This is a genomic window from Saccharopolyspora sp. NPDC047091 (genome assembly GCF_040643635.1).
GTDB lineage: Bacteria > Actinomycetota > Actinomycetes > Mycobacteriales > Pseudonocardiaceae > Saccharopolyspora_C.
The window spans coordinates 72,145-94,297 of record NZ_JBEYUS010000013.1; the positions used below are offsets into that span (position 1 = coordinate 72,145).

General features: G+C 73.2%; 19 protein-coding genes. 11 read left to right on the forward strand and 8 right to left on the reverse strand.

What is annotated here, in order from left to right; translation table 11 throughout:
- Positions 1 to 108 precede the first annotated feature (108 nt).
- Positions 109 to 426: a chorismate mutase gene (locus ABZ805_RS09065; protein ID WP_358436599.1), complete on the forward strand. Its 318-nt coding sequence runs from the start codon at positions 109 to 111 to the stop codon at positions 424 to 426.
- A gap of 76 nt (positions 427 to 502) precedes the next feature.
- Here the strand turns inward: ABZ805_RS09065 and ABZ805_RS09070 are convergent, their stop codons facing one another.
- Positions 503 to 1,279 (reverse strand): 3-hydroxybutyrate dehydrogenase, encoded by a 777-nt coding sequence (locus tag ABZ805_RS09070; RefSeq protein WP_358436602.1) that lies wholly within the window; start codon positions 1,277 to 1,279, stop codon positions 503 to 505.
- Positions 1,280 to 1,439: 160 nt separating this feature from the next.
- On the opposite strand from ABZ805_RS09070, the gene ABZ805_RS09075 reads away from it, so the two are divergent.
- The 5 genes from ABZ805_RS09075 (at position 1,440) to ABZ805_RS09095 (ending at position 8,011) form a co-directional block, all read left to right on the forward strand.
- Positions 1,440 to 1,760, forward strand: coding sequence for a hypothetical protein (locus tag ABZ805_RS09075; protein WP_358436605.1), 321 nt, complete (start codon positions 1,440 to 1,442; stop codon positions 1,758 to 1,760).
- Positions 1,761 to 1,918: 158 nt separating this feature from the next.
- The gene (locus ABZ805_RS09080) at positions 1,919 to 3,148 is read left to right on the forward strand and encodes a hypothetical protein (protein ID WP_358436608.1); all 1,230 of its coding nucleotides are present in this window, start codon (positions 1,919 to 1,921) and stop codon (positions 3,146 to 3,148) included.
- A 206-nt stretch (positions 3,149 to 3,354) separates the two neighbouring features.
- A complete protein-coding gene (locus ABZ805_RS09085; RefSeq protein ID WP_358436611.1) occupies positions 3,355 to 4,290 on the forward strand; it encodes a hypothetical protein in 936 nt (311 codons plus the stop codon).
- A 493-nt stretch (positions 4,291 to 4,783) separates the two neighbouring features.
- Positions 4,784 to 6,241 carry a serine/threonine-protein kinase gene (locus ABZ805_RS09090; protein ID WP_358436614.1) on the forward strand — a complete coding sequence of 486 codons (1,458 nt, stop codon included), beginning with the start codon at positions 4,784 to 4,786 and terminating at the stop codon, positions 6,239 to 6,241.
- Positions 6,242 to 6,451: 210 nt separating this feature from the next.
- Positions 6,452 to 8,011, forward strand: a complete 1,560-nt coding sequence (locus tag ABZ805_RS09095; protein ID WP_358436617.1) for a protein kinase — start codon at positions 6,452 to 6,454, stop codon at positions 8,009 to 8,011.
- A 64-nt stretch (positions 8,012 to 8,075) separates the two neighbouring features.
- Here ABZ805_RS09095 and ABZ805_RS09100 read toward each other — a convergent pair whose 3' ends face one another.
- Positions 8,076 to 8,969, reverse strand: coding sequence for a LysR family transcriptional regulator (locus tag ABZ805_RS09100; RefSeq protein WP_358436620.1), 894 nt, complete (start codon positions 8,967 to 8,969; stop codon positions 8,076 to 8,078).
- A gap of 112 nt (positions 8,970 to 9,081) precedes the next feature.
- On the opposite strand from ABZ805_RS09100, the gene ABZ805_RS09105 reads away from it, so the two are divergent.
- Positions 9,082 to 10,008 carry a DMT family transporter gene (locus tag ABZ805_RS09105; RefSeq protein ID WP_358436623.1) on the forward strand — a complete coding sequence of 309 codons (927 nt, stop codon included), beginning with the start codon at positions 9,082 to 9,084 and terminating at the stop codon, positions 10,006 to 10,008.
- 59 nt (positions 10,009 to 10,067) lie between these two features.
- Here ABZ805_RS09105 and ABZ805_RS09110 read toward each other — a convergent pair whose 3' ends face one another.
- Positions 10,068 to 10,772: a response regulator transcription factor gene (locus ABZ805_RS09110; RefSeq protein WP_358436626.1), complete on the reverse strand. Its 705-nt coding sequence runs from the start codon at positions 10,770 to 10,772 to the stop codon at positions 10,068 to 10,070.
- Positions 10,769 to 12,028: a PspC domain-containing protein gene (locus ABZ805_RS09115; RefSeq protein WP_358436681.1), complete on the reverse strand. Its 1,260-nt coding sequence runs from the start codon at positions 12,026 to 12,028 to the stop codon at positions 10,769 to 10,771. Before ABZ805_RS09115 ends, ABZ805_RS09110 begins: the two co-directional genes overlap by 4 nt.
- A gap of 502 nt (positions 12,029 to 12,530) precedes the next feature.
- Between ABZ805_RS09115 and ABZ805_RS09120 the strand changes: the two genes are divergently transcribed.
- The 3 genes from ABZ805_RS09120 to ABZ805_RS09130 all read left to right on the forward strand — a co-directional run bounded on the left by ABZ805_RS09120 (position 12,531) and on the right by ABZ805_RS09130 (position 15,440).
- Entirely contained in the window at positions 12,531 to 13,718 is a 1,188-nt protein-coding gene (locus ABZ805_RS09120; RefSeq protein ID WP_358436629.1) for a PspC domain-containing protein, read from the forward strand.
- Entirely contained in the window at positions 13,711 to 13,902 is a 192-nt protein-coding gene (locus ABZ805_RS09125) for a hypothetical protein (protein ID WP_358436632.1), read from the forward strand. Before ABZ805_RS09120 ends, ABZ805_RS09125 begins: the two co-directional genes overlap by 8 nt.
- A gap of 611 nt (positions 13,903 to 14,513) precedes the next feature.
- Positions 14,514 to 15,440, forward strand: a complete 927-nt coding sequence (locus ABZ805_RS09130; protein WP_358436635.1) for a glycoside hydrolase family 16 protein — start codon at positions 14,514 to 14,516, stop codon at positions 15,438 to 15,440.
- 309 nt (positions 15,441 to 15,749) lie between these two features.
- Here the strand turns inward: ABZ805_RS09130 and guaA are convergent, their stop codons facing one another.
- The 4 genes from guaA to ABZ805_RS09150 form a co-directional block, all read right to left on the reverse strand.
- A complete protein-coding gene (gene guaA / locus ABZ805_RS09135; protein WP_358436683.1) occupies positions 15,750 to 17,291 on the reverse strand; it encodes a glutamine-hydrolyzing GMP synthase in 1,542 nt (513 codons plus the stop codon).
- Positions 17,292 to 17,440: 149 nt separating this feature from the next.
- Positions 17,441 to 19,156 carry a GMC family oxidoreductase gene (locus ABZ805_RS09140; protein ID WP_358436638.1) on the reverse strand — a complete coding sequence of 572 codons (1,716 nt, stop codon included), beginning with the start codon at positions 19,154 to 19,156 and terminating at the stop codon, positions 17,441 to 17,443.
- A gap of 168 nt (positions 19,157 to 19,324) precedes the next feature.
- Positions 19,325 to 20,455 carry a GuaB3 family IMP dehydrogenase-related protein gene (locus tag ABZ805_RS09145; protein ID WP_358436641.1) on the reverse strand — a complete coding sequence of 377 codons (1,131 nt, stop codon included), beginning with the start codon at positions 20,453 to 20,455 and terminating at the stop codon, positions 19,325 to 19,327.
- Positions 20,456 to 20,545: 90 nt separating this feature from the next.
- Complete coding sequence (locus ABZ805_RS09150) at positions 20,546 to 21,109, reverse strand: TetR family transcriptional regulator (RefSeq protein ID WP_358436644.1); 564 nt, start codon at positions 21,107 to 21,109, stop codon at positions 20,546 to 20,548.
- A 94-nt stretch (positions 21,110 to 21,203) separates the two neighbouring features.
- Between ABZ805_RS09150 and ABZ805_RS09155 the strand changes: the two genes are divergently transcribed.
- On the forward strand, positions 21,204 to 22,121 hold the full coding sequence (locus ABZ805_RS09155; RefSeq protein WP_358436647.1) for an NmrA family NAD(P)-binding protein: 918 nt from the start codon (positions 21,204 to 21,206) through the stop codon (positions 22,119 to 22,121).
- Positions 22,122 to 22,153: the final 32 nt, after the last annotated feature.

The following is a 22,153-nucleotide window of genomic DNA, read 5'->3' on the forward strand; positions in this document are numbered from 1 at the left end:
ACGCCCGTAGCCGTGTGAGCGCGCACACCACTACGACGCCCCGGGGTCCTCGGACTCGGGGCGTTTCACATGTCCGGTCCGGGGTGGGGCCGATTCGGAGGACGAGTCATGAACGCCGCTGTGGACGGTGAGCAGCACCAGCCCGAGCCGAACGACGCACCGGATACCCCGGCGCGTCCCGCCACCGAGGCCATCGCGAACTTCCGCGAGGAGATCGACTACCTGGACGCCGAGATCCTGCGGCTGATCAAGCGCCGCGCCGACGTCTCCCGGCAGGTGGGCGAGGCGCGGATGGCTGACGGCGGACCGCGCATCGTCTACAACCGCGAGATGGACGTCCTGGCGCGCTACCGGGAGCTGGGGCCGGAAGGCCGCGAGCTGGCGATGATCCTGCTCCGCCTCGGCCGCGGCCGCCTGGGCCGCTGATCGCCCGAGGTGCACTGATCATCCGAGGTGCACGGCCCGGCGGCGGGCCGTGCACCCGGCGCGGACGGCCGGGCGGTCAGTGCGCCGTCCAGCCGCCGTCCATCGGGAACGACGAGCCGGTGATCGACGCCGTGCTCGGGCCGCACAACCAGTGCACCAGGTCGGCCACCTCGTCCGGTTCCACCAGCCGCTTCACCGGGGTGCGCGCCAGCAGCACGTCCTCCACGACCTGCTCCTCCGGCACCCGGTGCAGCTCCGCCTGCTCGGCGACCTGCCGCTCCACCAGCGGGGTCCGCACGAAGCCCGGGCAGACGCAGTTCGAGGTGACGCCGTAGCCCGCGGCCTCCACCGCGACCGTCTTCGACAGCCCTTCCAGGCCGTGCTTGGCCGCCACGTAGGCGCTCTTGAACGGGGACGCGCGCAGGCCGTGCACCGAGGAGATGTTCACGATCCGGCCCCAGCCCCGCTCGTACATGCCGGGCAGGGCGGCGCGGATCAACCGGAACGGCGACTCCAGCATCACCGTCACCAGCTTCGCGAACATCTCCGGCGGGAACTGGTGCACCGGCGCCACGTGCTGCAGGCCGGCGTTGTTGACCACGATGTCGGCGTGCTCGCCCAGCCCGGCCGCCGCGTCCGGGTCCTCCAGGTCGACGATGCGCGCCTCGGCGTCGATCTCCGCCGCGATCCGCTCCACCGCTTCCGCCGCGCGATCCACGACGATCACGGTCGCCCCGCTCGCGGCCAGCCTGCGGGCGGTGGCGGAACCGATGCCGCTGGCCGCGCCGGTCACGACCGCCCGCTTGCCGGCGAGGGAGTACTGGTCCGGGAGTTCGGCGGGGCGATCGTTCATAGCCTGAGAACCTATGCGTGATGCCGATCTCAATCCAGTGGATCGGCACAACCGCTTCCGCGGGCGGCGGCGCAGGCCCAGCTCAGCGCCGAACTTGCCCGGACGGGCCTCGGGGAAACCACCCATACCGGACCGGTCCGCGACAGGGCAGACTGGAGGCATGGGTGCACTCATCGGGATCGTCGCATTGCTCGTCACGCTCGTGGCGGTCGCCGCCGCCGCCGGGCACGGGGCCTACCTCGGAATGCTGACCTCGGCGGCGAAGAAGCGGCCGGGCGGTCAGCCGGTGGCCGACTTCGCGCGGAAGCGGCTGCCGGTCGCGGGGGCGACGCTGGCGGTCACGGTGGTCGCGCTGCTCATCGCGCTCGGCGGGTCCGGCGGGGCCGACGTGTTCGCCATGCTGCTCGGTGCGGGCGGGGGTGTCGGCGCGCTCAAGGCGCTCCAGACCACCCAGACGAAGTTCCGCAACAACGACTACTGATCCTCACCGACCCGAGTGGCTGCCTGAGCGGGAACTACTCCGGGCTGTGATCGCAAGTCAAAAATCGCCGCGCGCCGTCCCTCTTTCGGGCGGTAGTCAGTGTTATCACCGACTCGTGTGACGCGAGGGGCGCGCGGCGCTGCCTAGCCTCGCCGACCATGACCCCTTCGGCGGTGTCCCCCTCGGCGACCACGACCGAGCACGACGACCTCCCCGCTCCGCCCTGGCCGGGCGGTGCGGCCGTCGGCCCGGCTCCCGGTTCCTACGGCGCGTGGCCGACGAACTTCGGCCGCGCCACGAGCACCGGCGTCAGCTGGAGCGGCCTCATCGAACAGCCCGCGCCGGGCGCGGGCCCGCACCGGATCCGCGCGATCAGCGCGTGCGCCGCCGACACCGGCGTGCACGACCCGTTCGCGGACACCGGCCCGCTGCCCGCGGTGGCGAGCACCGTCGCGAGCACCACCACCGAGGCCGCCACCGGAGCGACCGGCGCCGCCACCGGGGCTGCCACCACCAGGGCGGCAGCCACCGTGGCCGCCGCCCCAGCGCCCGCCGCCGCGCCGGGTACCGATCCGCTGAGCGACACCACCCCGGTCGGCGGCCTGCACAAGTTCGACCTCGGCATGGTGCCCGCCTCCGTCACGCCACCGCGTTCCTCGCGCCGCGCGGCCTGGTTCGCGGTGCTGTCCGCCGGTGCCGTGCTCAGCGGACTGCTGCTGATCGCGACCACGCTGGTCAGCCCGACCACCTCGATCGACGCCCTGCAGCTGCCGCGGATGCCGCGGGCCACGCAGTTCCCGGCGCCCGCCCCCGAACCGCACGCCCGGCACCCGCACACCCAGCGCCCGGACGCGCTCGCCGACCGGGTACCGGGTCCGGGGATCGCGCCGCCGCCCGGCCCGGCGCAGCCGGAGGCCCCCGGCGCGGCGGACCTCCCGCCCGCCCCGGCTCCGGAGCACGGCGCTCCCGGGCCGGTTCCGGGCGCGGGTGACTACCCCGCTCCGGTGGACGAGGCACCGGAGGCCGCACCGCAGGCACCGCCGCGGCCACCCGCGCCGGTCACCTACCGGGACGAGCTGCTGTCCTTCGCCGATCCGCAGCTGGTGGCGGCCCGCTCGGCGGACTACTTCGGCGCGATCAGCTCCCACGACCTCGCCGGGGCCTACGCCGGGACGACCGGGCGGCTGCGGGCGGCGGGTTTCGACGCGTTCGCCGAGCGGTACCGGGACGCGGCCGCGGTGGAGGTGCTGTCCGTGTCGGCCACCTCGGCGAGCACCGTCACGACCCTGCGCATCACCGGCGCCGACGGCTCGGTGCGGGAGCAGCAGCGGCGGTTGCGCTTCACGCCCGGCGCGAACCCGCGGGTGTACGCCGACGACGCGGCCTGACGCCCGACACGAGGTGACCGACGGTGACCGGATGGGCTGTTAGAGATCGCCCGCTCCGGCCAGCGCTTCTCTTTCAGGTGAAGTCACGCCCCGAACCCCCCGAACACGTTCGGTGAGGAGTACGAGTGCAATCGCAGCGACCGTGCGACCCCCGACCCGGCCACGTACCCGGCCGGTTCGAGACGAAGGAGGCTCGGCGAATCGAGATGCGGCACCGAATACCCCTGCTCCGCGACAGCCCGCAAGACACCGGTGGGACCCGCGCCGAGGGTCGCGAGCAGGCACCGCTCCCGCCGCTCCCCCGCCGCGCCTCCGACCACGAACACCTGACCGCCACCGCGAGCCGGTGCTGCCGCCGGTGCGGCCGCGACGGCGGCGGTGCGATCACCCGCCCGATCGGCCGGATCGACGACACCGACACCCGGCCGCTGCCACCGTTCCTCGCCGCACCCGCCACCGAACCGCCCGCGTCCTCCCGCCGGGCGGCGGTCGCCGAACTGGTGCTGCGCAAGCCGAAGCCGCTCTGGTTCGCCCCGGAACCGCTGCGGCTGAGCGCGGAGGAATCGGCGCAGACCGAAGAGCTCGTCAACGCACTGCTCGACACCGCGGCACCGGCGAGCGGCACCCCGGACTCGCCGGGCGTGCGGGCCGCGGTGGGCACGCTGTGCACCGCGCTGCTGGTCGGCGCGGCCGTCGCCACCGCCACGCTCACCGGGGTGTCCCCGGCCACGGGCGACGACCTGCTCGGCGGCGACCCGGAACCCGCCGAGCCCGCCGTGGAATCCGTGCAGTCCCCGCAGCACCCGCGGCAGGTGCTCGCCCCGGAACCGGCCGCGGACGTCGACGCGGTGACGACGGCCCGCGAGTTCTACGACCACCTCGACCGCTCCCCCGCGCTCGCCATGCCCCGCCTCGCCCCCGGCCTGCCCGCGACGGACCGCGGCGGGCCGGACGGCGCGTGGCGCGAGGCGGTCGCGGTGCGGCCGCTGCTGCTGCGCGCCGAGTCCCCGCAGCTGGTGCGGGCGCTCGTGGAGGTCAAGCACCCGGACGGCTCGCACTCGCTGCTGCGGCACCTGCTGCACCTCGGCGCGGACGGCCGGGTCGAGGTGCAGCTGCGGTCGTTCCAGCACTTCCCCCGCTGACCCCGCACGGTGCGCGCGACGCGTACCGTGGGGCGCGAATCACAACAATGCGGCAACGACGCCGCGGTGCCCGCCTCCTCCCCGATCACCGCCGAGGTCATCCCGGTACGAACCGGACACCTGCGGTCCGCACCGGGACCGGCGCGGACACGCTCCGCCGACGGACCGAGCACGCCACGTGTGGACTGCGGAAACACTTCGGGCCTCGGGAGCGATCAGGAGGACGACGGCACTTCGCCGGACGCGCGTGGAATCGGGCACACCGATCTCACGACTTCGGGTCTGCGCCGAGAAGGCGTCGGCTAGGCTGCCGTACCGCGGCCGGATGTGCGGCCACCGGCCGAACCGGGCCGCGCTGAACGAACGTGTAGTTGTCGGAGGGCCGAACCGGTCCGCTAAACCGCCCGATGCCCGACGGGACGGTGCCGATCCGGATCCGTCCGGTTCGGGACCGCGCTCGAGCGGGCATCGATAGCAGTACGGGGAGACGTCGGTGAGCGACGAAGGTCGCCTGGTCGCCGGACGCTACCGAGTGCAGCGACGCATCGGCAGTGGCGCGATGGGCGTGGTGTGGGAGTGTGTGGATGAACGCCTGCACCGCACTGTCGCGGTCAAGCAGTTGTTGTTGCAGCCCGGACTGGACCCGGGTGAGGCCGAGGAAGCGCGGCAGCGGGCAATGCGGGAAGGCCGCATCGCGGCGCGCCTGCAGCACCAGCACGCGATCTCGGTCTACGACGTAGCCGAGGACGAAGGCCAGCCGGTGCTGGTCATGGAATACCTGCCTTCCACCAGCCTGGCGGCGATGATGTCCGACCACGGACCGCTGCCACCGCGCGAGGTGGCCCGGATCGGTGCGCAGGCCGCGGCCGCGCTCGGCGCCGCGCACGCGGCCGGGGTGGTGCACCGCGACATCAAGCCGGGCAACATCCTGCTCGGCGACAACGGCACGGTGAAGATCACCGACTTCGGCATCTCGCGCGCCCAGGGCGACGTGCAGGTGACGAAGACGGGGATGCTCGCGGGCACGCCCGCCTACCTGTCGCCGGACGTCGCCATGGGCCGGGAGCCGAGTGGTGCCTCCGACGTGTTCTCGCTGGGCGCGACGCTGTACGCGGCGATCGAGGGCAGGCCGCCGTTCGGGCTGAACGAGAACACGCTGGCGCTGCTGCACTCGGTGGCCGCGGGCCGCATCGAACCGCCGCAGCAGGCGGGCGCGATGGCCCAGCCGCTGATGGCGATGATGCAGGTGCGCGTCGAGGACCGGCCGGACATGGCGCAGGTCCGGGAGATGCTGCTGGCGGTCGCCGAGGGCGGTTCGGCGAACTCGGTGCCCACGATGGCCGCGCCGATCCCGCCCGCGATCGGCCCGGACAGCAGGCCCGACCTGGCTCCGACCAGCGTCGTCGGGCAGGACCACCACGGTGGGACCGCCTACTACGACGACGACCAGTACGGCCAGTACGACTCGAACCCGCGGACCTCGTACCTGGGCCCGGATTCGCGTGCGGAGACGTCGTTCGACGACCGGCCGCGGCGCAGCAGGCGCCCGCTGGTGCTGTCCGGGATCGCGCTGGTCGCGGCCGCCGTGGTCGCGGTGCTGGTGACCTCGGCGTTCCTGAACAGCAACACGCCGGAACCGACCGGCAACGACTCGAACCCCTCGCTGCAGGCACCGCCGCCGCTGCCGCCGCCGACGACCCAGTCGTCGGAGAGCTCCGGTTCCTCGGAGGAGCAGACCTACGAGGAGACGTCGAGCACGCCGACGTCCACGGAGCAGACCTCCCAGCCGACGACGACGCAGCAGCCGACCTCGACGGAGCAGTCCCAGCCGACCGAGACCTCCGGTGACGACGGCGACGACGACGGCGGCGAGTCCTCCGCGGATCAGCCGACGCAGTCGGAGGCCACCTCACCGCAATCCGGTGCCTCCGCGTTCCAGCTTCCGGGCTGAGCACCAGGTGGTCGTTTTCCGGGCCGGGGACAGGCATCTCGCGATGCGTGGCCCCGGCCCGGTGCTTTCGCCAGGGGCGATCCGTTCACCCCGACCTGGTGCGTTCCCCCAGTCGCCCACCAGTAACGTGGGGCCGATGAGCACGAGCCGGTCTCGGGGGCCCGGTCAGTACCGTCCTAGCCGCCAGCACCCCAGCATCAGGAGAGACCTGTGAGCGCCGAGGGCCGTTTGATCACGGGCCGTTACCGGTTGGAGAAGCGGATCGGCAGCGGCGCCATGGGCATCGTGTGGCGCGCGGTCGACGAGCGGCTGCACCGCACCGTCGCGGTCAAGCAGCTGCTGCTCCAGCCCGGTTACACCGATGAGGAGACCGAGGAGGCGCGGCAGCGCTCGATGCGCGAAGGCCGCATCGCCGCCCGGCTGCAGCACCAGAACGCCATCGTGGTGTTCGACGTGGCCGAGGACGAGGGCCAGCCGGTGCTCGTGATGGAGTACCTGCCGTCGCAGAGCCTGGCGACGGTGCTCAGCGAGCAGGGCGTGCTGCCGCCGCAGTCGGTGGCCCGGATCGGCTCGCAGGTCGCGGGCGCGCTGGCGGCGGCGCACATGGCGGGCATCGTGCACCGCGACTTGAAGCCGGGGAACATCCTGCTCGGCGACAACGGCATCGCCAAGATCACCGACTTCGGCATCTCCCGCGCCATCGGCGACGTGGCGGTGACCAAGAGCGGCATCCTCGCGGGGACCCCGGCGTACCTGTCGCCGGAGGTGGCGCTGGGCCGCGACCCGGCTCCCGCCTCGGACGTGTTCTCGCTGGGCGCGACGCTGTACGCGGCGGTGGAGGGCGAGCCCCCGTTCGGCACCGACGAGAACGCGATCAGCCTGCTGCACCGGGTGGCGCGCGGTCAGGTGGAGCCGCCGCGGCAGGCGGGCCCGCTGGCCCCGGCGCTGATGCAGCTGCTGCAGCCGGACCCGGTGGACCGGCCGACGATGGCGCAGACCCGGAGCATGCTGCTGGCGGTGGCGGAGGGACGTCCGCTGCCCGGCGGTTCCACGCCGGCCGGGGGCTGGCAGCGCCCGGCGGCCGCCCCGCAGGGCAGGCCGCAGCAGGCGCAGCCGACCCGGGTGGGCGCGGCGGTGCCCGCGGGCGCGGGCAACCCGCCGACCCAGGTCGGGCAGACCGCGGTGTCCGAGCCCTCCGGGAGCGGCACCTCGCGCAAGGCGGTGCTGCTGTGGGCGGCGGCGCTGCTGGTGGCGGTGCTGGTCGGGGTGCTGACGGCGAGCGCGTTCGGCGCCGGGAACCAGCGTTCCCCGCAGTCGGAGCCGCCGCCCGCTTCCGAGCCGATGGCGCCCGCGGATCCCGTGTCGACGACGACCGCACCGCCGACGACGTCCGCGCCGACGTCCTCGGCCGCGCCGACCACGACGAGCAGCACGCCCACGACGACCTCCAGCGAGAAGAAGGACGAGCAGCCGTCCAAGGATGAGATCGAGAACGCGGTGAAGACCTACTTCTCGTCCGTCCCCGACGACCTCGACAAGTCCTGGTCGCTGCTGGGCCCGGACATGCAGGCGGCGGGCAAGGACAGCTACGAGTCGTTCTGGAAGTCCGTCGACGACGTCAAGATCACCTCGGGCCCGAAGGTCATCGGCGCGAAGGTGCTGGTGATCCTGGAGTTCGAGAAGGACGGCAAGACCAGCAAGGAACGCCACCTGCTGGGCATGGTGGCCCGCGACGGCGAAGCACTGATCAACAGCGATTCCCGGGTCTGAGCCCGGCGGTCCCGCCACCGGACCGTCCGCCGCCCGGCTCGCGCCCGATCACGCACGCGCCCGATCACGCCCGCGCGGTGTCGCGCAGCGCCGCGAGCAGCGACCGGGTGGCCGGCTGGTCGGCGATCGTCTCCCGCACCGCGATGTGGATGCGCCGCACCGGTTCGGGCCGCCGCACCGGCCGGACCACGACGCCGGGGTGCAGCACGCCGAGCGCGAGCCGCGGTTGCAGCCCGATGCCGAGCCCGGCCGCGACGAACCCCTGCGCCGCGTAGTCCCCGCCGGTCTCCAGCTCCAGCCGCGGCGTGAACCCGGCCGAGTCGAAGGCGTCCCGCAGCGATTCGGCGCACGGCCCGTCGCCCAGCGCCTCCAGCACCCACGGTTCGCCCGCGAGCCGGGCGAGGTCGATCTCCTCCTCCTGGCACAGCGGATGCCCCTGCGGCAGCAGCACGCGGTACGGCTCGTCGACGAGGTGCTCGATCCGGACGCCGCGCGCCTGCGGCGGTTCCCGGCCGACGACGATCACGGCGAGGTCGGCGGCACCGGTGGCGACGTCGCCGAGGATGCCGTCGTCGATCATCTTCAGGTCGAGCCGCACGTCGGGGTGCTCGGCGCGGAACTTCGCCACGACGGGCGGGACGAGCCCGACCCCGGCCGAGGTGAAGTAGCGCAGCCGCAGCCGTCCGGTGCGGCCGGCGCGCAGGTCGTCGAGTTCCGCGTCGGTGTCGGCGAGCAGCCCGGCGAGGTCGGCGGCGCGTTCGGCGAGCAGCCGCCCGGCGGCGGTGGGCCGCACGCCGCGGCCGACCTTCTCCAGCAGCGCGGTGCCCGCCTCCCGTTCGAGGGTGGCGATCTGCTGGCTGATCGCGGAGGGCGTGTAGCCGAGGTTCGTGGCGGCGCTGCTGATCGAGCCGCCGCTGACGACGGCGCGGAGGACCTGCATGCGGCGGGCGTCCAACATGGCCCGACAGTACAGCAAATCTGAAACTTCACTTCAGATTATTTCGCTTGTCCTTACACGTCGGCTCTCGGATCGTGGTTCCCGGAACCGCCCCGCGACCGAGGGAGACACGATGAACCACCGGACGAGCCACCTGCGGCTCGGCGTGCTCGCGCTGCTGTGGGGCGCGAGCTTCCTGCTGATCAAGGTGGCGCTGACCGCGATGTCCCCGGCGCAGGTGGCGTTCACCCGCATCGCGCTCGGCGCGGCGGTGCTGGTGGTGCTCTGCGCGGTGCGCGGGCTGCCGGTGCGGCTGGACCGGCGGCTGCTGCCGCACGTCGTCGTCGCCGGGTTCTTCGCGAGCGCGCTGCCGTGGGTGCTGCTCGGCGTCGGCGAGCGGACCGTGGACTCGGGGCTGGCGGGGGCGGTGAACGCGACGACCCCGCTGTGGACGCTGCTGTTCGGGTACCTCCTGGGGGCGCGCAGCGGGATCTCGCCGCGGATGCTCGGCGGGCTGGCCGTCGGGTTCGGCGGGGTGCTGCTGATCCTCGCGCCGTGGCAGGGCGCGTCGGCCGGGGCCGGGGTGTTCGCCTGCCTCGCGGCGGCGGCCAGCTACGGCGTCGGCTACGTGCACATCGGCCGGAAGCTGACCGGGACGGGAGCGCCCGCGCCGGTGCTGGCGGCGCTGCAGCTGGTCGCGGCGGCCGGGCTGGCGGCGCTGGTGCTCCCGCTGGAGGGGCTGCCCGCGGTGCGGTTCGACGCGGTGGCGCTGCTGGCGGTGGCGGTGCTCGGGGTGTTCGGCACCGGCGTGGGGTTCGCGCTGAACTACCGGCTCATCGCCGATGAGGGCGCGACGGTCGCTTCGACGGTCACCTACCTGATGCCGGTGGTGTCGGTGCTGCTCGGATGGCTGGTGCTGGGCGAGCAGCCGAGCTGGCGAGTGCTGCTCGGCATCGGCCTGGTGCTGGCGGGCGTGGCGCTCACCCGGAACCGTCCGGCCCGGAAGGCACCGGCCCGCGCCCCGTACGCCGACCTCGCCACCGAGCACCCGATGAAGTGATCACCGAGCCGGAGGTGAACGGCCCGTTCGTCCGGGGCCGTTCACCCGCGCCGCTCGGGTCAGACGAGCCTGCGGTCGCTCGCCCACCGGGACAGCTCGTAGCGGTTCGACAGCTGCGTCTTGCGCAGCACGCTCGACACGTGCGTCTCCACCGTCTTCACCGAGATGAACAGCTCGGCGGCGATCTCCTTGTACGCGTAGCCCCGCGCGAGCAGCCGCAGCACGTCCCGCTCCCGCGGGGTGAGCAGGTCCAGCTCCGGGTCGCCCACCGGCGCCGAGTTCGGCCCCTGCGAGAACGCGTCCAGCACGAACCCCGCGAGCCGCGGCGAGAACACCGGATCCCCGGCCGCCACCCGGCACACCGCGTCCGCGAGCTCCCGGCCGGAGATCGTCTTGGTGACGTAGCCGCGCGCCCCACCGCGGATCACCGCGATCACGTCCTCCGCGGCGTCCGAGACGGACAGCGCGAGGAACACGACGTCCGGCTGCTCGCCGCGGACCCGCCGCAGCACCTCGGCACCGCCGCCGTCGGGCATGTGCACGTCGAGGAGCACCACCTGCGGCCGGTAGTGCGCGATGCCCGCGGCGGCCTCGGCGACCGAACCCGCCTCGCCGACGACCTCGACCTGGTCGGGCGCGGCGGCGAGCTCGGCGCGCACGCCGGAGCGGAACAACGCGTGGTCGTCGACCAGGAACACCCGCACCGGGCGCTGGTCTGCTGCTTCGCTGGTCACGTTCTCCTCCTCCACCGGCCGCCGGGTCATCGGCGGGCCTTGCGCGGCATGTCCATCTGCACTTCGGTGCCGGAGCCGGGCGCGGTCCTGATGCGGACCGAGCCGCCGTTGCGCTCCATCCTGCCCCGGATCGAATCGGCGATCCCGTGCCGGTCCGCCGACACGCGGTCGGGGTCGAAGCCGGTGCCGCGGTCCCGCACGAAGATCGACACCTGCTCGGGTTCGACCTCGGCGTACACGCTGACCTCGGCGACCCCGGCGTGCTTGGCGGCGTTCACCACGGCTTCCCTGGCCGCGGCGAGCTGCGCGGTGAGGGCCTCGTCCAGCTCGCAGTCGCCGACGACGACCTGCCCCACGGTGATCGCGAAGGCGTCCTCCACCTCGCCGCAGGCCCTGGTGAGCTGCGCGGACAGCATCGGCCCCGGTTCCGCGGCCGGGCTCTCCGGTTCGGCGTCGTCGCCGCGGCCGTAGCCGCCGGGGCCGTAGAGCCAGGTCCGCAGCTCCCGCTCCTGGCCGCGCGCGAGCCGCCGCACCTCGCGCTCCGAACCGGCCTGCTTCTGGATCAGCGCCAGCGTCTGCAGCACCGAATCGTGCAGGTGCGCGGCGATCTCGGCGCGTTCCTGGGAGCGGACCCGACCGGCCCGTTCCACGTCGAGGTCCCGCATCAGCCGCACCCACCAGGGCACGGTGAGCACCGCGGCGCCGACCAGCGCGGTCACCGTGGACAGCAGCGCGAACTGGAGGTCGCTCACGCTGGCCGACCCGGCGAGGAACACCACCGCGCCGATCACGACGAGCGCGGCGCCGGACACGATCCGCACCACCGCGGCCCGCCCGCCACCGCCGAGCACCGCGCCCGCCACTCCGGAGCGCGCGCCTTCCCGCCAGCGCCGCCGCTGCGACTCGTCGGCCTCGCGCCACACCACGGCGGCGCCCACCATCGCGACCCCGAACGGGCCGGTGAGCCAGCCGGGCAGGATGCCGAGCAGTCCGACGGCGACCGCGAGCCCCAGGCCGAGGATGATCAGCCCGAGGCCCTGCTGGCGCTCCCGGTCGGACATCGGCGGTTCGTTCCCGCCGCTCTGCGGCACGAAGATCCACAGCAGCCCGTAGCCGAGCACCCCGGCCCCGCCGAACGCGGCGAGCAACGCGAACGCGGCGCGGACCCACAGCACCGACACCCCGAGGTGGTCGGCGAGCCCGCCGCAGATCCCGGCGACGAGCCTGCCGCCCCGCCGCCGGTACAGCGTCGGCGGGCGGGCGGCGTCAGCGGTGTCCCGGGCCAGGTGGCCGTGCGGGTCGGTGGGCCGGTCCGGGTCCAGGTGGAACGGGCTCGTGTCCGGCTCGACCGCGCCGGGCGAGAACCGCGGGGGCTGCGCGGTCCGGATCGGTGCGGGCTGGCCGGGTGCGGGCTGGCCGGGTGCGGCTTGCCCCGGTGCCGTCCGGCCCGGCACGGCCTGCCCCGGCTCGACCTGGCCGGGCGCGGTCCGGATCGGCGCGGTCCGGTCGGGTGTCCCCTGCCCCGGCGCGGCCTGGCCAGGTGCGGCGAACCCCGGGTGCGGAGCGCGGACGGCGTCCTCCCGCCGATCGCCCCAGGTGGGCGCGGCGGCCTGCTGCGCGCGCGCCCGCCGCGACTCGCGATCCTGTTTCCGCTGGTACCGGTTCTTCACCCTGCGATGGTCACACGCGCGGGTGATCAACCGCATCGGGGAATTCCCAGGGCGTTCCGGGCCGCGCTCAGGGGCGTCCCCGATGTCCCGCCGCACGGCTCGGCTCGATAGTGGACGCATGAGTGGGAATGACGACGTCGGCGACACCCTCCGGGAGATGTGGGAGACGCGGCCCGCGCGATTGCGCCGGGACCGCAAGCTCGGCGGGGTGTGCGGCGCGATCGGGCGGCGCTACGGCATCGATCCGGTGCTGCTGCGGGTGGCGTTCGTGGTCGCCACCATCCCGGGCGGCGGGGGGCTCGCCCTGTACCTGCTGCTGTGGCTGCTGCTGCCGTCCGATCCGGACGCGCCGAGCACCAGCCGGTTCCGCTGGCTGGCCGGGATGGCGTTGCTGGTGCTGATCGGGATTCCCACCGCGCTGTCCATGCTCTACCCGCACGGCTGGCTGGTGTTCGGGGCCGCGTTCGGCGGGCTGTACCTGCTGCACCGCGGCTACCGGGACCGGCAGGTCTCGGCTCCGGCCGCGACGGCCGCGACCGCCGCACCGCCCGAACCGGCGATGAGCGCGACGGCGACCCCGTCCGGGGAGAACACCTGGGTGTACCCGGGCGCCCAGCAGCGCACCGAACCGCCGTCCTGGGACCCGCTGGGCGCCGCGCCGTTCGCCTGGGACCTGCCGAGCCCGGGGGCGGAGCCGGAGGAGCCACCGCAGAAGCGGACCTGGATCACCTGGCTCGCGCTGGGGCTGGCCGTGCTCGCCGGTGGCGCGGTGCTGATCGCGGGTGGTGGTCCCGGGGAGGCGCTCGCGGTTGCGCTGGGCGTGCTCGGCGCGGGCATGCTGGCCGCCGCGTTCCTGCACGGCGGGCGGGCACTCATCGCGTTCGCGCTACCGGTGGGGGCGCTGGCGCTGCTGCTGGGCCCGGCGCACGACGAGGCGCGGGAACCGGTCCAGGACCAGCGGGTGGTCGCGACGACCTCCGCCGGGCTGCAGGACAACTACCCCTACCTGGAGCACGGCACGTTGACCTTGGACCTGCGGCAGCTGCGGCTCAGCGGGAACGAGCGGATCGAGACCACCGCGGAGGTCGGCGACGGCCAGGTGCGGGTGCTGCTCCCGCGGGACCTGGACGTCACCGCGTCGTGCACCGCCGAGAGCGGCTCGGTGAACTGCCTCGGCGACCAGGAGCACGGGGACGGGTCCGCCCGGCTCGACATCGAGGATCCCGGTGCGGACGGGGTAGGCGCCGGCCACCTCACCGTGAACGCGTCCGTGACCGAAGGAATGGTGGAGGTGCTCCGTGGCTGAGCAGAACGAGAGGCGTGCGCAGTCGCCGGACACGATGCTGCTGGCTTCCGGCGCGGTGGCGCTGATGATCTCGGCGTCGGTGCTGCTGGGCGGTACGCGGGACTTCTGGATCGAGTGGTCGCTGGCCGGGCTGGCGGTGGTGGTGGGGATCTTCCTGCTCATCGCGTCGATGCGCCGCCGCTGAATCGCTGACCGCTGCCCGCGCTGCCGCCTCGGTGGTGGCGCGGGCGGTGGTGGCGCGGGCGGTGGTGGCGTGTGGCGCGTGGGCGGTCTTGGCGCGTGGGCGGTCTTGGCGCGGCGGACCCTGCCGGGCGCGGCCGACTCCCTCGGGCGCTGCGGACCCTCTGGACGTTGCGACCGGTTTCGGCACTCCGGCCGGTCTCGGCACTCCGGCTGGTCTCAGCACTCCGGCCGGTCTCGGCGCAACGGCCGGTCGCCACACCGCGGCCGGTGATTCCGCCCCGCGAAGCGCTGCCGGTGGTACCGATCCGCCGCGAGCCCGCGCGACTCCCGCGCAATTGATCTTCGCAATCCGCGGGCAGGAATAATGGGAACGAACCAATCGCATTCGCCCGACTTCGAACCGTGATCACGCGCTCGCCGCAACTGGCAAAAACGGCGATATTCAGTACCTCGAATTGCGCAACCGGGTCCCGTTGAGCGGCGAATAGCAGCCGATCGGCCTAATCAGTTCCGGACTGCATCGATATAGCCTTTACCGGAACGTTTCAGGTGAGCAGCCTGTCCCGTTGAGAGCGCTCTCATCCTTCAACGTCCCCCCGAAGGAGACTTCTCGTGCCCCGAACCGGATTCAAGGCGGCAGGAACGACCCTCGCCGCGCTGTGCCTGTTCCCGTTCGTCACCTCTTCGGCCACCTCCGCGGTGGCGGCTCCGGCCGAGCCCGCGGCCGCGCCGAAGAAGGAGGTGTTCTTCGACGACTTCTCCGGCGACCAGCTCGACCGCTCCAAGTGGAAGGTCGAGGTCACCGGGGACAACTTCACCACGGTGAACTCCGAGCAGCAGGCCTACGTGGACTCGCCCGAGACGATCTACATCGATCACGACGACGCGAACACCGGCGCCGAGAACGGCGCACTCGCCCTGCACGCGCGCAGCACTCCCGGTTTCCAGGCCCCGGACGGGAACACCTACGACTTCCAGTCCGGCCGGGTCAACACCCAGGACAACTTCGAGTTCACCTACGGCCGCTACTCGGCGAAGGTGAAGCTGCCCGAGGGCGGCACCAGCCAGGGCCTGTGGCCGGCGTGGTGGTCGCTGGGCGCCAACATCGACGAGGTGAACTGGCCGCAGTGCGGCGAGGTCGACATCATGGAGAGCGTCGGCGAGCCGTGGACCAGCGTCGCGCTGCACGGTCCCGAGTACAACGGCGACACCCCGATCAACGGGCAGCAGCAATTCGAGGGTTCCGACCCGGGCGACTGGCACGTCTTCACGGCCGATTGGACGCCGGAAGGAATCACCTTCCTCGTCGATGACAAGGAGATCTACAAGATCACCAAGGCCGAAATGGAGCAGAACGGCTGGACCTGGGTCTACGACGACCCGCAGTTCATGATTCTGAACTTCGCACTCGGCGGCCAGTTCCCGAACGGCGTCAACGGCGTCACCGAACCTTATTTCGGTCTCCCGCAGGAATCGGTGGACAAGGTGAAGGCGGGCAATGCGCGCTACCTCGTCGACTGGGTCCGCGTCGAGCAGTGATTCCCGCTCACGTGCGTCGTGACCCGCGCCCGCGACGCCCGTGAACCGGGTGGAGGCGGGCCCGGTGCGCCCCGGTCCGATCCCGGCAGCACCGCGGCTCCGCCCCCGACCTCCGAGTGAACGGACCGTTCGCCCAACCCGATTGGACGGACGGTCCGTTCACGCACGTCCACCCCCGGACGCGGTCGCACCCGAGGCTCCCTTCCGGCGGCACGGCCCGTTCGCCTGCCGGGAGAGCACCGCCGTCCCGGCCCGGGAACGAGAACGGGCCGCGCGGTGTTCCGCGCGGCCCGTGGCTCCGGAGTCCGGTCACTCCCACTCGATGGTGCCCGGCGGCTTCGACGTCACGTCCAGCGTGACCCGGTTGACCTCGGCGACCTCGTTGGTGATGCGGGTGGAGATCCGCTCCAGCACGTCGTACGGCAGTCGGGTCCAGTCCGCGGTCATCGCGTCCTCGCTGGAGACGGGCCGCAGCACCACCGGGTGCCCGTAGGTGCGGCCGTCGCCCTGCACGCCCACCGAGCGGACGTCGGCCAGCAGCACCACCGGGCACTGCCAGATGTCGCGGTCCAGCCCGGCCGCGGTCAGCTCTTCGCGGGCGATCGAGTCGGCGGCGCGCAGCGTCTCCAGGCGGTCCGCGGTGACCTCGCCGATGATCCGGATGCCCAGGCCCGGCCCGGGGAACGGCTGCCGGTGCACGATGGTCTCCGGCAGGCCCAGCTCCAGGCCGACCCGGCGCACCTCGTCCTTGAACAGCGCGCGCAGCGGCTCGACCAGCTCGAACTGCAGGTCGTCGGGCAGCCCGCCGACGTTGTGGTGGCTCTTGATGTTCGCCGCGCCGCTGCCGCCGCCGGATTCGACGACGTCCGGGTACAGGGTGCCCTGCACCAGGAAGTCCACGTCGCCTTCGGAGCCCTGCACCAGGTCGCGGGCCGCCTGCTCGAAGCTGCGGATGAACTCCCGCCCGATGATCTTACGCTTCTCCTCGGGGTCGGTGACCCCGGCCAGCGCGCCCAGGAACTGCTCGGTGGCGTCGACCGTCACCAGCTTGACGCCGGTGGCGGCGACGAAGTCCCGCTCCACCTGCGCCCGCTCGCCCGCGCGCAGCAGCCCGTGGTCGACGAAAACGCAGGTCAGCTGCTCACCGATGGCGCGCTGCACGAGTGCGCCCGCGACCGCCGAGTCCACGCCGCCGGACAGTCCGCAGATCGCGCGCCGGTCGCCGACCTGCTCGCGGATCGCCTGGACGGTGTCGTCCACGATCGACGCGGTGGTCCACTGCGGCTTGATGCCCGCGATGTCGTGCAGGAACCGGCGCAGCACCTCCTGGCCGTGCGGCGAGTGCGCGACCTCCGGGTGGTACTGCACGCCCGCCAGCCGGCGGTTCCGGTCCTCGTAGGCGGCGACCGGGGTGTCCTTGCTGCCCGCGGTCACGGTGAAGCCCTCGGGGGCCTTGCTGACCGAGTCGCCGTGGCTCATCCACACCGGGTGGTGGCCGGGCAGTTCCTCGTGCAGCGCACCGCCGTCACCGGTGATCTCCAGCTCGGTGCGGCCGTACTCGCGGGTGCCGGTGTGCTCCACCGTCCCGCCGAGGGCCGCGGTCATGGCCTGGAACCCGTAGCAGATGCCGAACACCGGCACGCCCGCCTCGAACAGCGCCGGGTCGACCTGCGGGGCGTCCGCGGCGTACACGCTGGACGGGCCACCGGAGAGCACCAGGGCCGCCGGGTCGCGGCGGACGATCTCCTCGACGGGCGTGTCGTGCGGGACGACCTCGGAGTAGATCTGCGTCTCGCGGACGCGGCGGGCGATCAGCTGCGCGTACTGGGCGCCGTAGTCGACGACGAGCACCGGCCCCTTCCCCTCGCGCGGCGGACCCGATGCCGGGGACTGGTCAGGGGTGTTGGCGTTACCGGACACGTCGTCGAAACCTCCAGGCGAATGCGTGCGCTGGGACCCATCATCCCAGCTAGCCCCCACCGCCCGGGCAGCGGCTCCGGTCAGACCAGTGGCAGGCGCAGCGCCGCGGGCGCCTCGGCGGGGACCGCCGGGTGCTTCGGCGCGATCGGGGTCATCCGGTGGTAGCCGTCGGCCTGCGCGGCGCGCCGGTCCGGTTCGCCCTTGTTCGGCCACATCGAGAACGCCCGCTCCGCCTGCGCGGTGATCGTCAGCGACGGGTTCACCCCGAGGTTCGCGGTGATCGCGGAGCCGTCCACGATCGACAGCGTCGGGTGCCCGTAGGCCCGGTGGTACGGGTCGATGACGCCGTGCTCGGCGTCCTCCCCGATGGCGCAACCGCCGATGAAGTGCGCGGTCATCGGCATGTCGACCAGTTCGCCCCAGGTGCCGCCCGCGATGCCGCCGATCTGCTCGGCGACCCGCTCGTTGGCCTCCTCACCGGCGGGGATGAAGCTGGGGTTGGGCGCGCCGTGGCCTTGCCGGGAGGTGAGCCGGGAGCCGAACAGGCCGCGCTTGACCCGGGTGATCAGCGAGTTGTCCAGGCTCTGCATCACCAGCAGGATGATCGTGCGCTCGCTCCAGTTCCGCACCACCGCCATCTTCAGCGCCTTCAGCGGGTCGGTGCGCACGAACCGCAGCCACTGCTTCCAGCGCGGGTCGGGGTGGTCGCCCTTGGTCGGGAAGGTCTGCAGCAGCCCCATCGCGTTGCTGCCCTTGCCGTAGCGGACGGGTTCGATGTGGGTGTCCTCGTCGGGGTGGAACGAGGAGGTGATGGCGACGCCGCTGGAGTAGTCCTGCTCGCCGAGCTGCGGCACCTGCGCGCCGATGATGGCTTCGGAATTGGTGCGGGTGAGCTCGCCGAGCTTCGCCGACAGCCGCGGCAGGTCGCCCCGGTCCCGCGCCCGGTGCAGCAGGTTCTGGGTGCCCCAGGTCCCGGCGGCGACGACGACCTGGTCGGCGGTGAACACCCGGCTGCCGAGCGCGGTCTTCGCGCCGGTGCGGCGGGTGCCGATGCGCCAGCGGCCGTCGCGGCCTTCGGCGAGCCGGTGCACGGTGGTCAGCGGGAACACCTCCGCGCCCCCGGCTTCGGCGAGGTGCAGGTAGTTCTTGACCAGCGTGTTCTTCGCCCCGACGCGGCAGCCGGTCATGCACGAGCCGCATTCGGTGCAGCCGGTGCGCTCCGGTCCGGCGCCGCCGAAGTAGGGGTCGGCGACGGTGCGCCCCGGTTCGCCGAAGTGCACGCCGACCGGCGTCGGGTGGTAGCTGTCGCCGACGCCCATGTCGGCGGCGACCTTCTTCATCACCACGTCGGACGGGGTGGTCGTCGGGTTGGTGACGACGCCCAGCATCCGGCTGGCCTGGTCGTAGTGCGGGGAGAGCTCGTCCTCCCAGTCGGTGATGTGCGCCCACTGCGAGTCGTTGTAGAACGGCTTCAGCGGCCGGTACAGCGTGTTCGCGTACACCAGCGAACCGCCGCCGACCCCGGCTCCGGCGAGGATGAGGCAGTCGCGGAGCAGGTGGATGCGCTGGATGCCGTAGCAGCCGATCTGCGGTGCCCACAGGAATCGGCGCAGGTCCCAGGAGGTCTTGGCGAACTCGTCGTCGCTGAAGCGGCGGCCCGCTTCCAGCACGGCCACCCGGTAGCCCTTCTCGGTGAGCCGCAGCGCGGCGACGCTGCCGCCGAACCCGGAGCCGATCACGACGACGTCGTAGTGCTGCGGACCGCGCTGACCCTGAGCACCGTTGCTGGAAGCCATGCCGGACACGTTAGCCTTCATTACTCGCGGGTAGCTAGACCTTCCGGCGCTCCCCCGCCGACGAATTTCCGCCCCTCGGCCCGATCCGTCCGGTTCAGGACGAGCGGCGCCCGGCCTGCCGAGCAGACCGGGCGCGCACGATCAGGACCGCGGAGCGGCGCGGCAGGATCACCGCCGCAGCGTCAGGCCGACCTTCTGGAACTCCTTGAGCTCCGAGTAGCCGGTCTTCGCCATCGCGCGCCGCAGCCCGCCGAACAGGTTGATGGTGCCGGACGCGTCGCTGCTCGGTCCGAACAGCAGCGTCTCCAGGTCCACACCGGCGCCGGTGAAGCCCATGATCTCGCTGCGCGGCAGGTTCGGGTGCGCGGCGGCCGCGGTCCAGTAGTAGCCCTGGCCCGGCGCCTCCTCCGCTTCGGTGAGGGCTTCGCCCAGCACGACGGCGTCCGCACCGCAGGCGATGGCCTTGGCGATGTCACCGGAGTGGGACAGCGCGCCGTCCGCGAGCACGTGCACGTACCGGCCGCCGGTCTCGTCGAGGTAGTCGCGGCGGGCCGCGGCGGCGTCGGCGATGGCGGTGGCCATCGGCACGCCGATGCCCAGCACCTGGGTGGTCGTGGTGGCCATCGACTCGCCGAAGCCGACGATCACGCCGGCCGCGCCGGTGCGCATCAGGTGCATGGCGGTGCGGTAGTCGCCGACACCACCGGCGATCACCGGCACGTCGAGGTCGGCGATGAAGCGCTTCAGGTTGAGCGGTTCGCCGTCCCGGGCCACGTGCTCGGCGGAGACGATGGTGCCGTGCACCATCAGCACCTCGACGCCCGCGGCGAGCAGGTCGGGGGTGAGCTCTTCGGCGTGCTGCGGGCTGACCCGCGCGGCGACGGTGACCCCGGAGTCCTTGATCTGCTTGATGGCCCGGGTGAGCAGGTCGTGCCGCACCGGCGCGGCGTGCAGCTCCTGCAGCAGCTTGATCGCGGCGGTGGGCTCCTCGCTCTCCTCCGCGACGCGCACGACCTCGAACAGCCGCTCCTCGACGTTCTCGTGCCGGGCCCAGAGCCCTTCGGCGTTGAGCACGCCCAGGCCGCCGAGCTCGCCGACGCGGATCGCCGTCGCCGGGGACACCACGGCGTCGGTCGGGTGCGTCACCAGCGGGATGCCGAACCGGTACGCGTCGATCTGCCACGACAGCGACACGTCCTGCGATGAACGGGTCCGCCGGGACGGGACGATCTCGATGTCGTCCAGCTCGTACCCGCGCATGGCCGTCCGGCCCATGCCGATCTCCACCAGATCCCGCACGTCAGTTCCTCCTAGGTGGACCGCAGCACTCCGACGGAGCATTCTCGCTGCCGCCGCGCCCAGTCTCGCAGCCGCCCCTCCCCGGACGGTTCAGCGCTGCGGTGCGAGTCCGGTCACGGCGAGCCGGAACAGCCGCTCGGCTTCGGCGGCGGCGTCGGCGCGGTGCTCGACGGCGAGCACGATGCCGACGACGAGGGTGATCAGGTCGGCGAGGTCGATCTCGGCCCGGACCGCCCCTTCCCGCACGGCCCGCGCGAGCAGCGGCGCGCCCGCGCCCTCCAGCAGTGCCGCGCACGAGTTGCCCTGCACCGGCTCGGCGGCGTCCGCGTAGGACAGCGCGGCGGCGAGCCCGCGGACGTCGGTCGAGTACGCGAGCACCTCGCCGAGCCACTCCAGCAGCGCGGCGCGGCCGTCGGGGGCGCCGGTCAGCTCGGCGGCACGGCGGCGCAGGTCGTCGATGCGGTCGTGCGACACGGCTTCGAGCAGGGCTCGACGGGTGGGGAAGTGCCTGCGAACGGTGGCGGAGCCGACGCCCGCGGTGCGGGCGATGCGTTCCAGGGAGGCGTCGGCGCCGCGGGCGGCGACCTCCTCGGCGGCGACGGCGAGGATGCGCGCGTGGTTGCGCCGGGCGTCCGAGCGTTGACCGGCGGGCATGGCGGTACCTCCAGCTACCGAAACGGCGGGGTCCGCCGTATCGTACGATGCTAGAAACGGCGGACCCCGCCGTTTACCGTCTGAGGAGCCGAGCATGCCCCCGAACCCCGCACCCGTCCTGGTCACCGGCGCCACCGGCAAGCAGGGCGGCGCCACCGCCCGCGCCCTGCTCGCCGCGGGCGTCCCCGTCCGCGCCCTGGTCCGCGACGCCACCACCGGACCCGCCACCGAGCTGCGCGCGCTCGGCGCCGAACTCGTCACCGGCGACCTCCGCCATCCCGCCTCCCTGCCGGACGCGGTGCGCGGCGCCCGCGCCGTCTTCTCGGTGCAGATGCCCGAGATCACCGCCGACGGGTTCGACTTCGCCGGTGAGGTCAGCCAGGGCGGCAACCTCGTCGAGGCGGCGCGCGCCGCCGAGGTGCCGCAATTCGTGCACACCTCGGTCAGCGGCGCCGGTCAGCACACCCGGGCCCCCGGCTGGGCGGAGGGCCGCTGGCGCGACATGGCCCCCACTCTCGACGCCAAGAGCGCCGTCCAGGACCTGGTGCGGGCGGCCGACTTCCCCAGCTGGACGTTGCTCAAGCCGCCGTTCTTCATGGAGAACTTCCGGCCCGAGATGGCGTTCCTGTTCCCCCGCGGCGTCGAGGGCGGCCTGGTCAGCGTCATCAAGCCGGACACCGAGCTGGCCCTGATCGCGGTCGCCGACATCGGCGCGGCGGCCGCGGCGGCCTTCGCCGAACCGGAGCGGTTCCACCGGGTCGAGCTGGAGCTCGCGAGCGACCGGCTGCCGATGACGCGGATCGCCGAGATCCTCACCGGCGCGCTCGGCGTCCCGCTCACCGCACCCGACCTGGACGTCGAGGCGGCGCGCGCGGCGGGCATGCCGGAGATGGGTTCGACGCACGAGTGGTTGAACGCGGTCGGCCAACCCGCCCGGCCGGAGTTCGCGGCCGAGCTCGGCCTGCCGACCACCTCGTTCGAGGAATGGGCGACCGCGCAGCTGCGCGGGTGACCCGGTGCGGAGTAGGGCGCGGGAACCCTCGG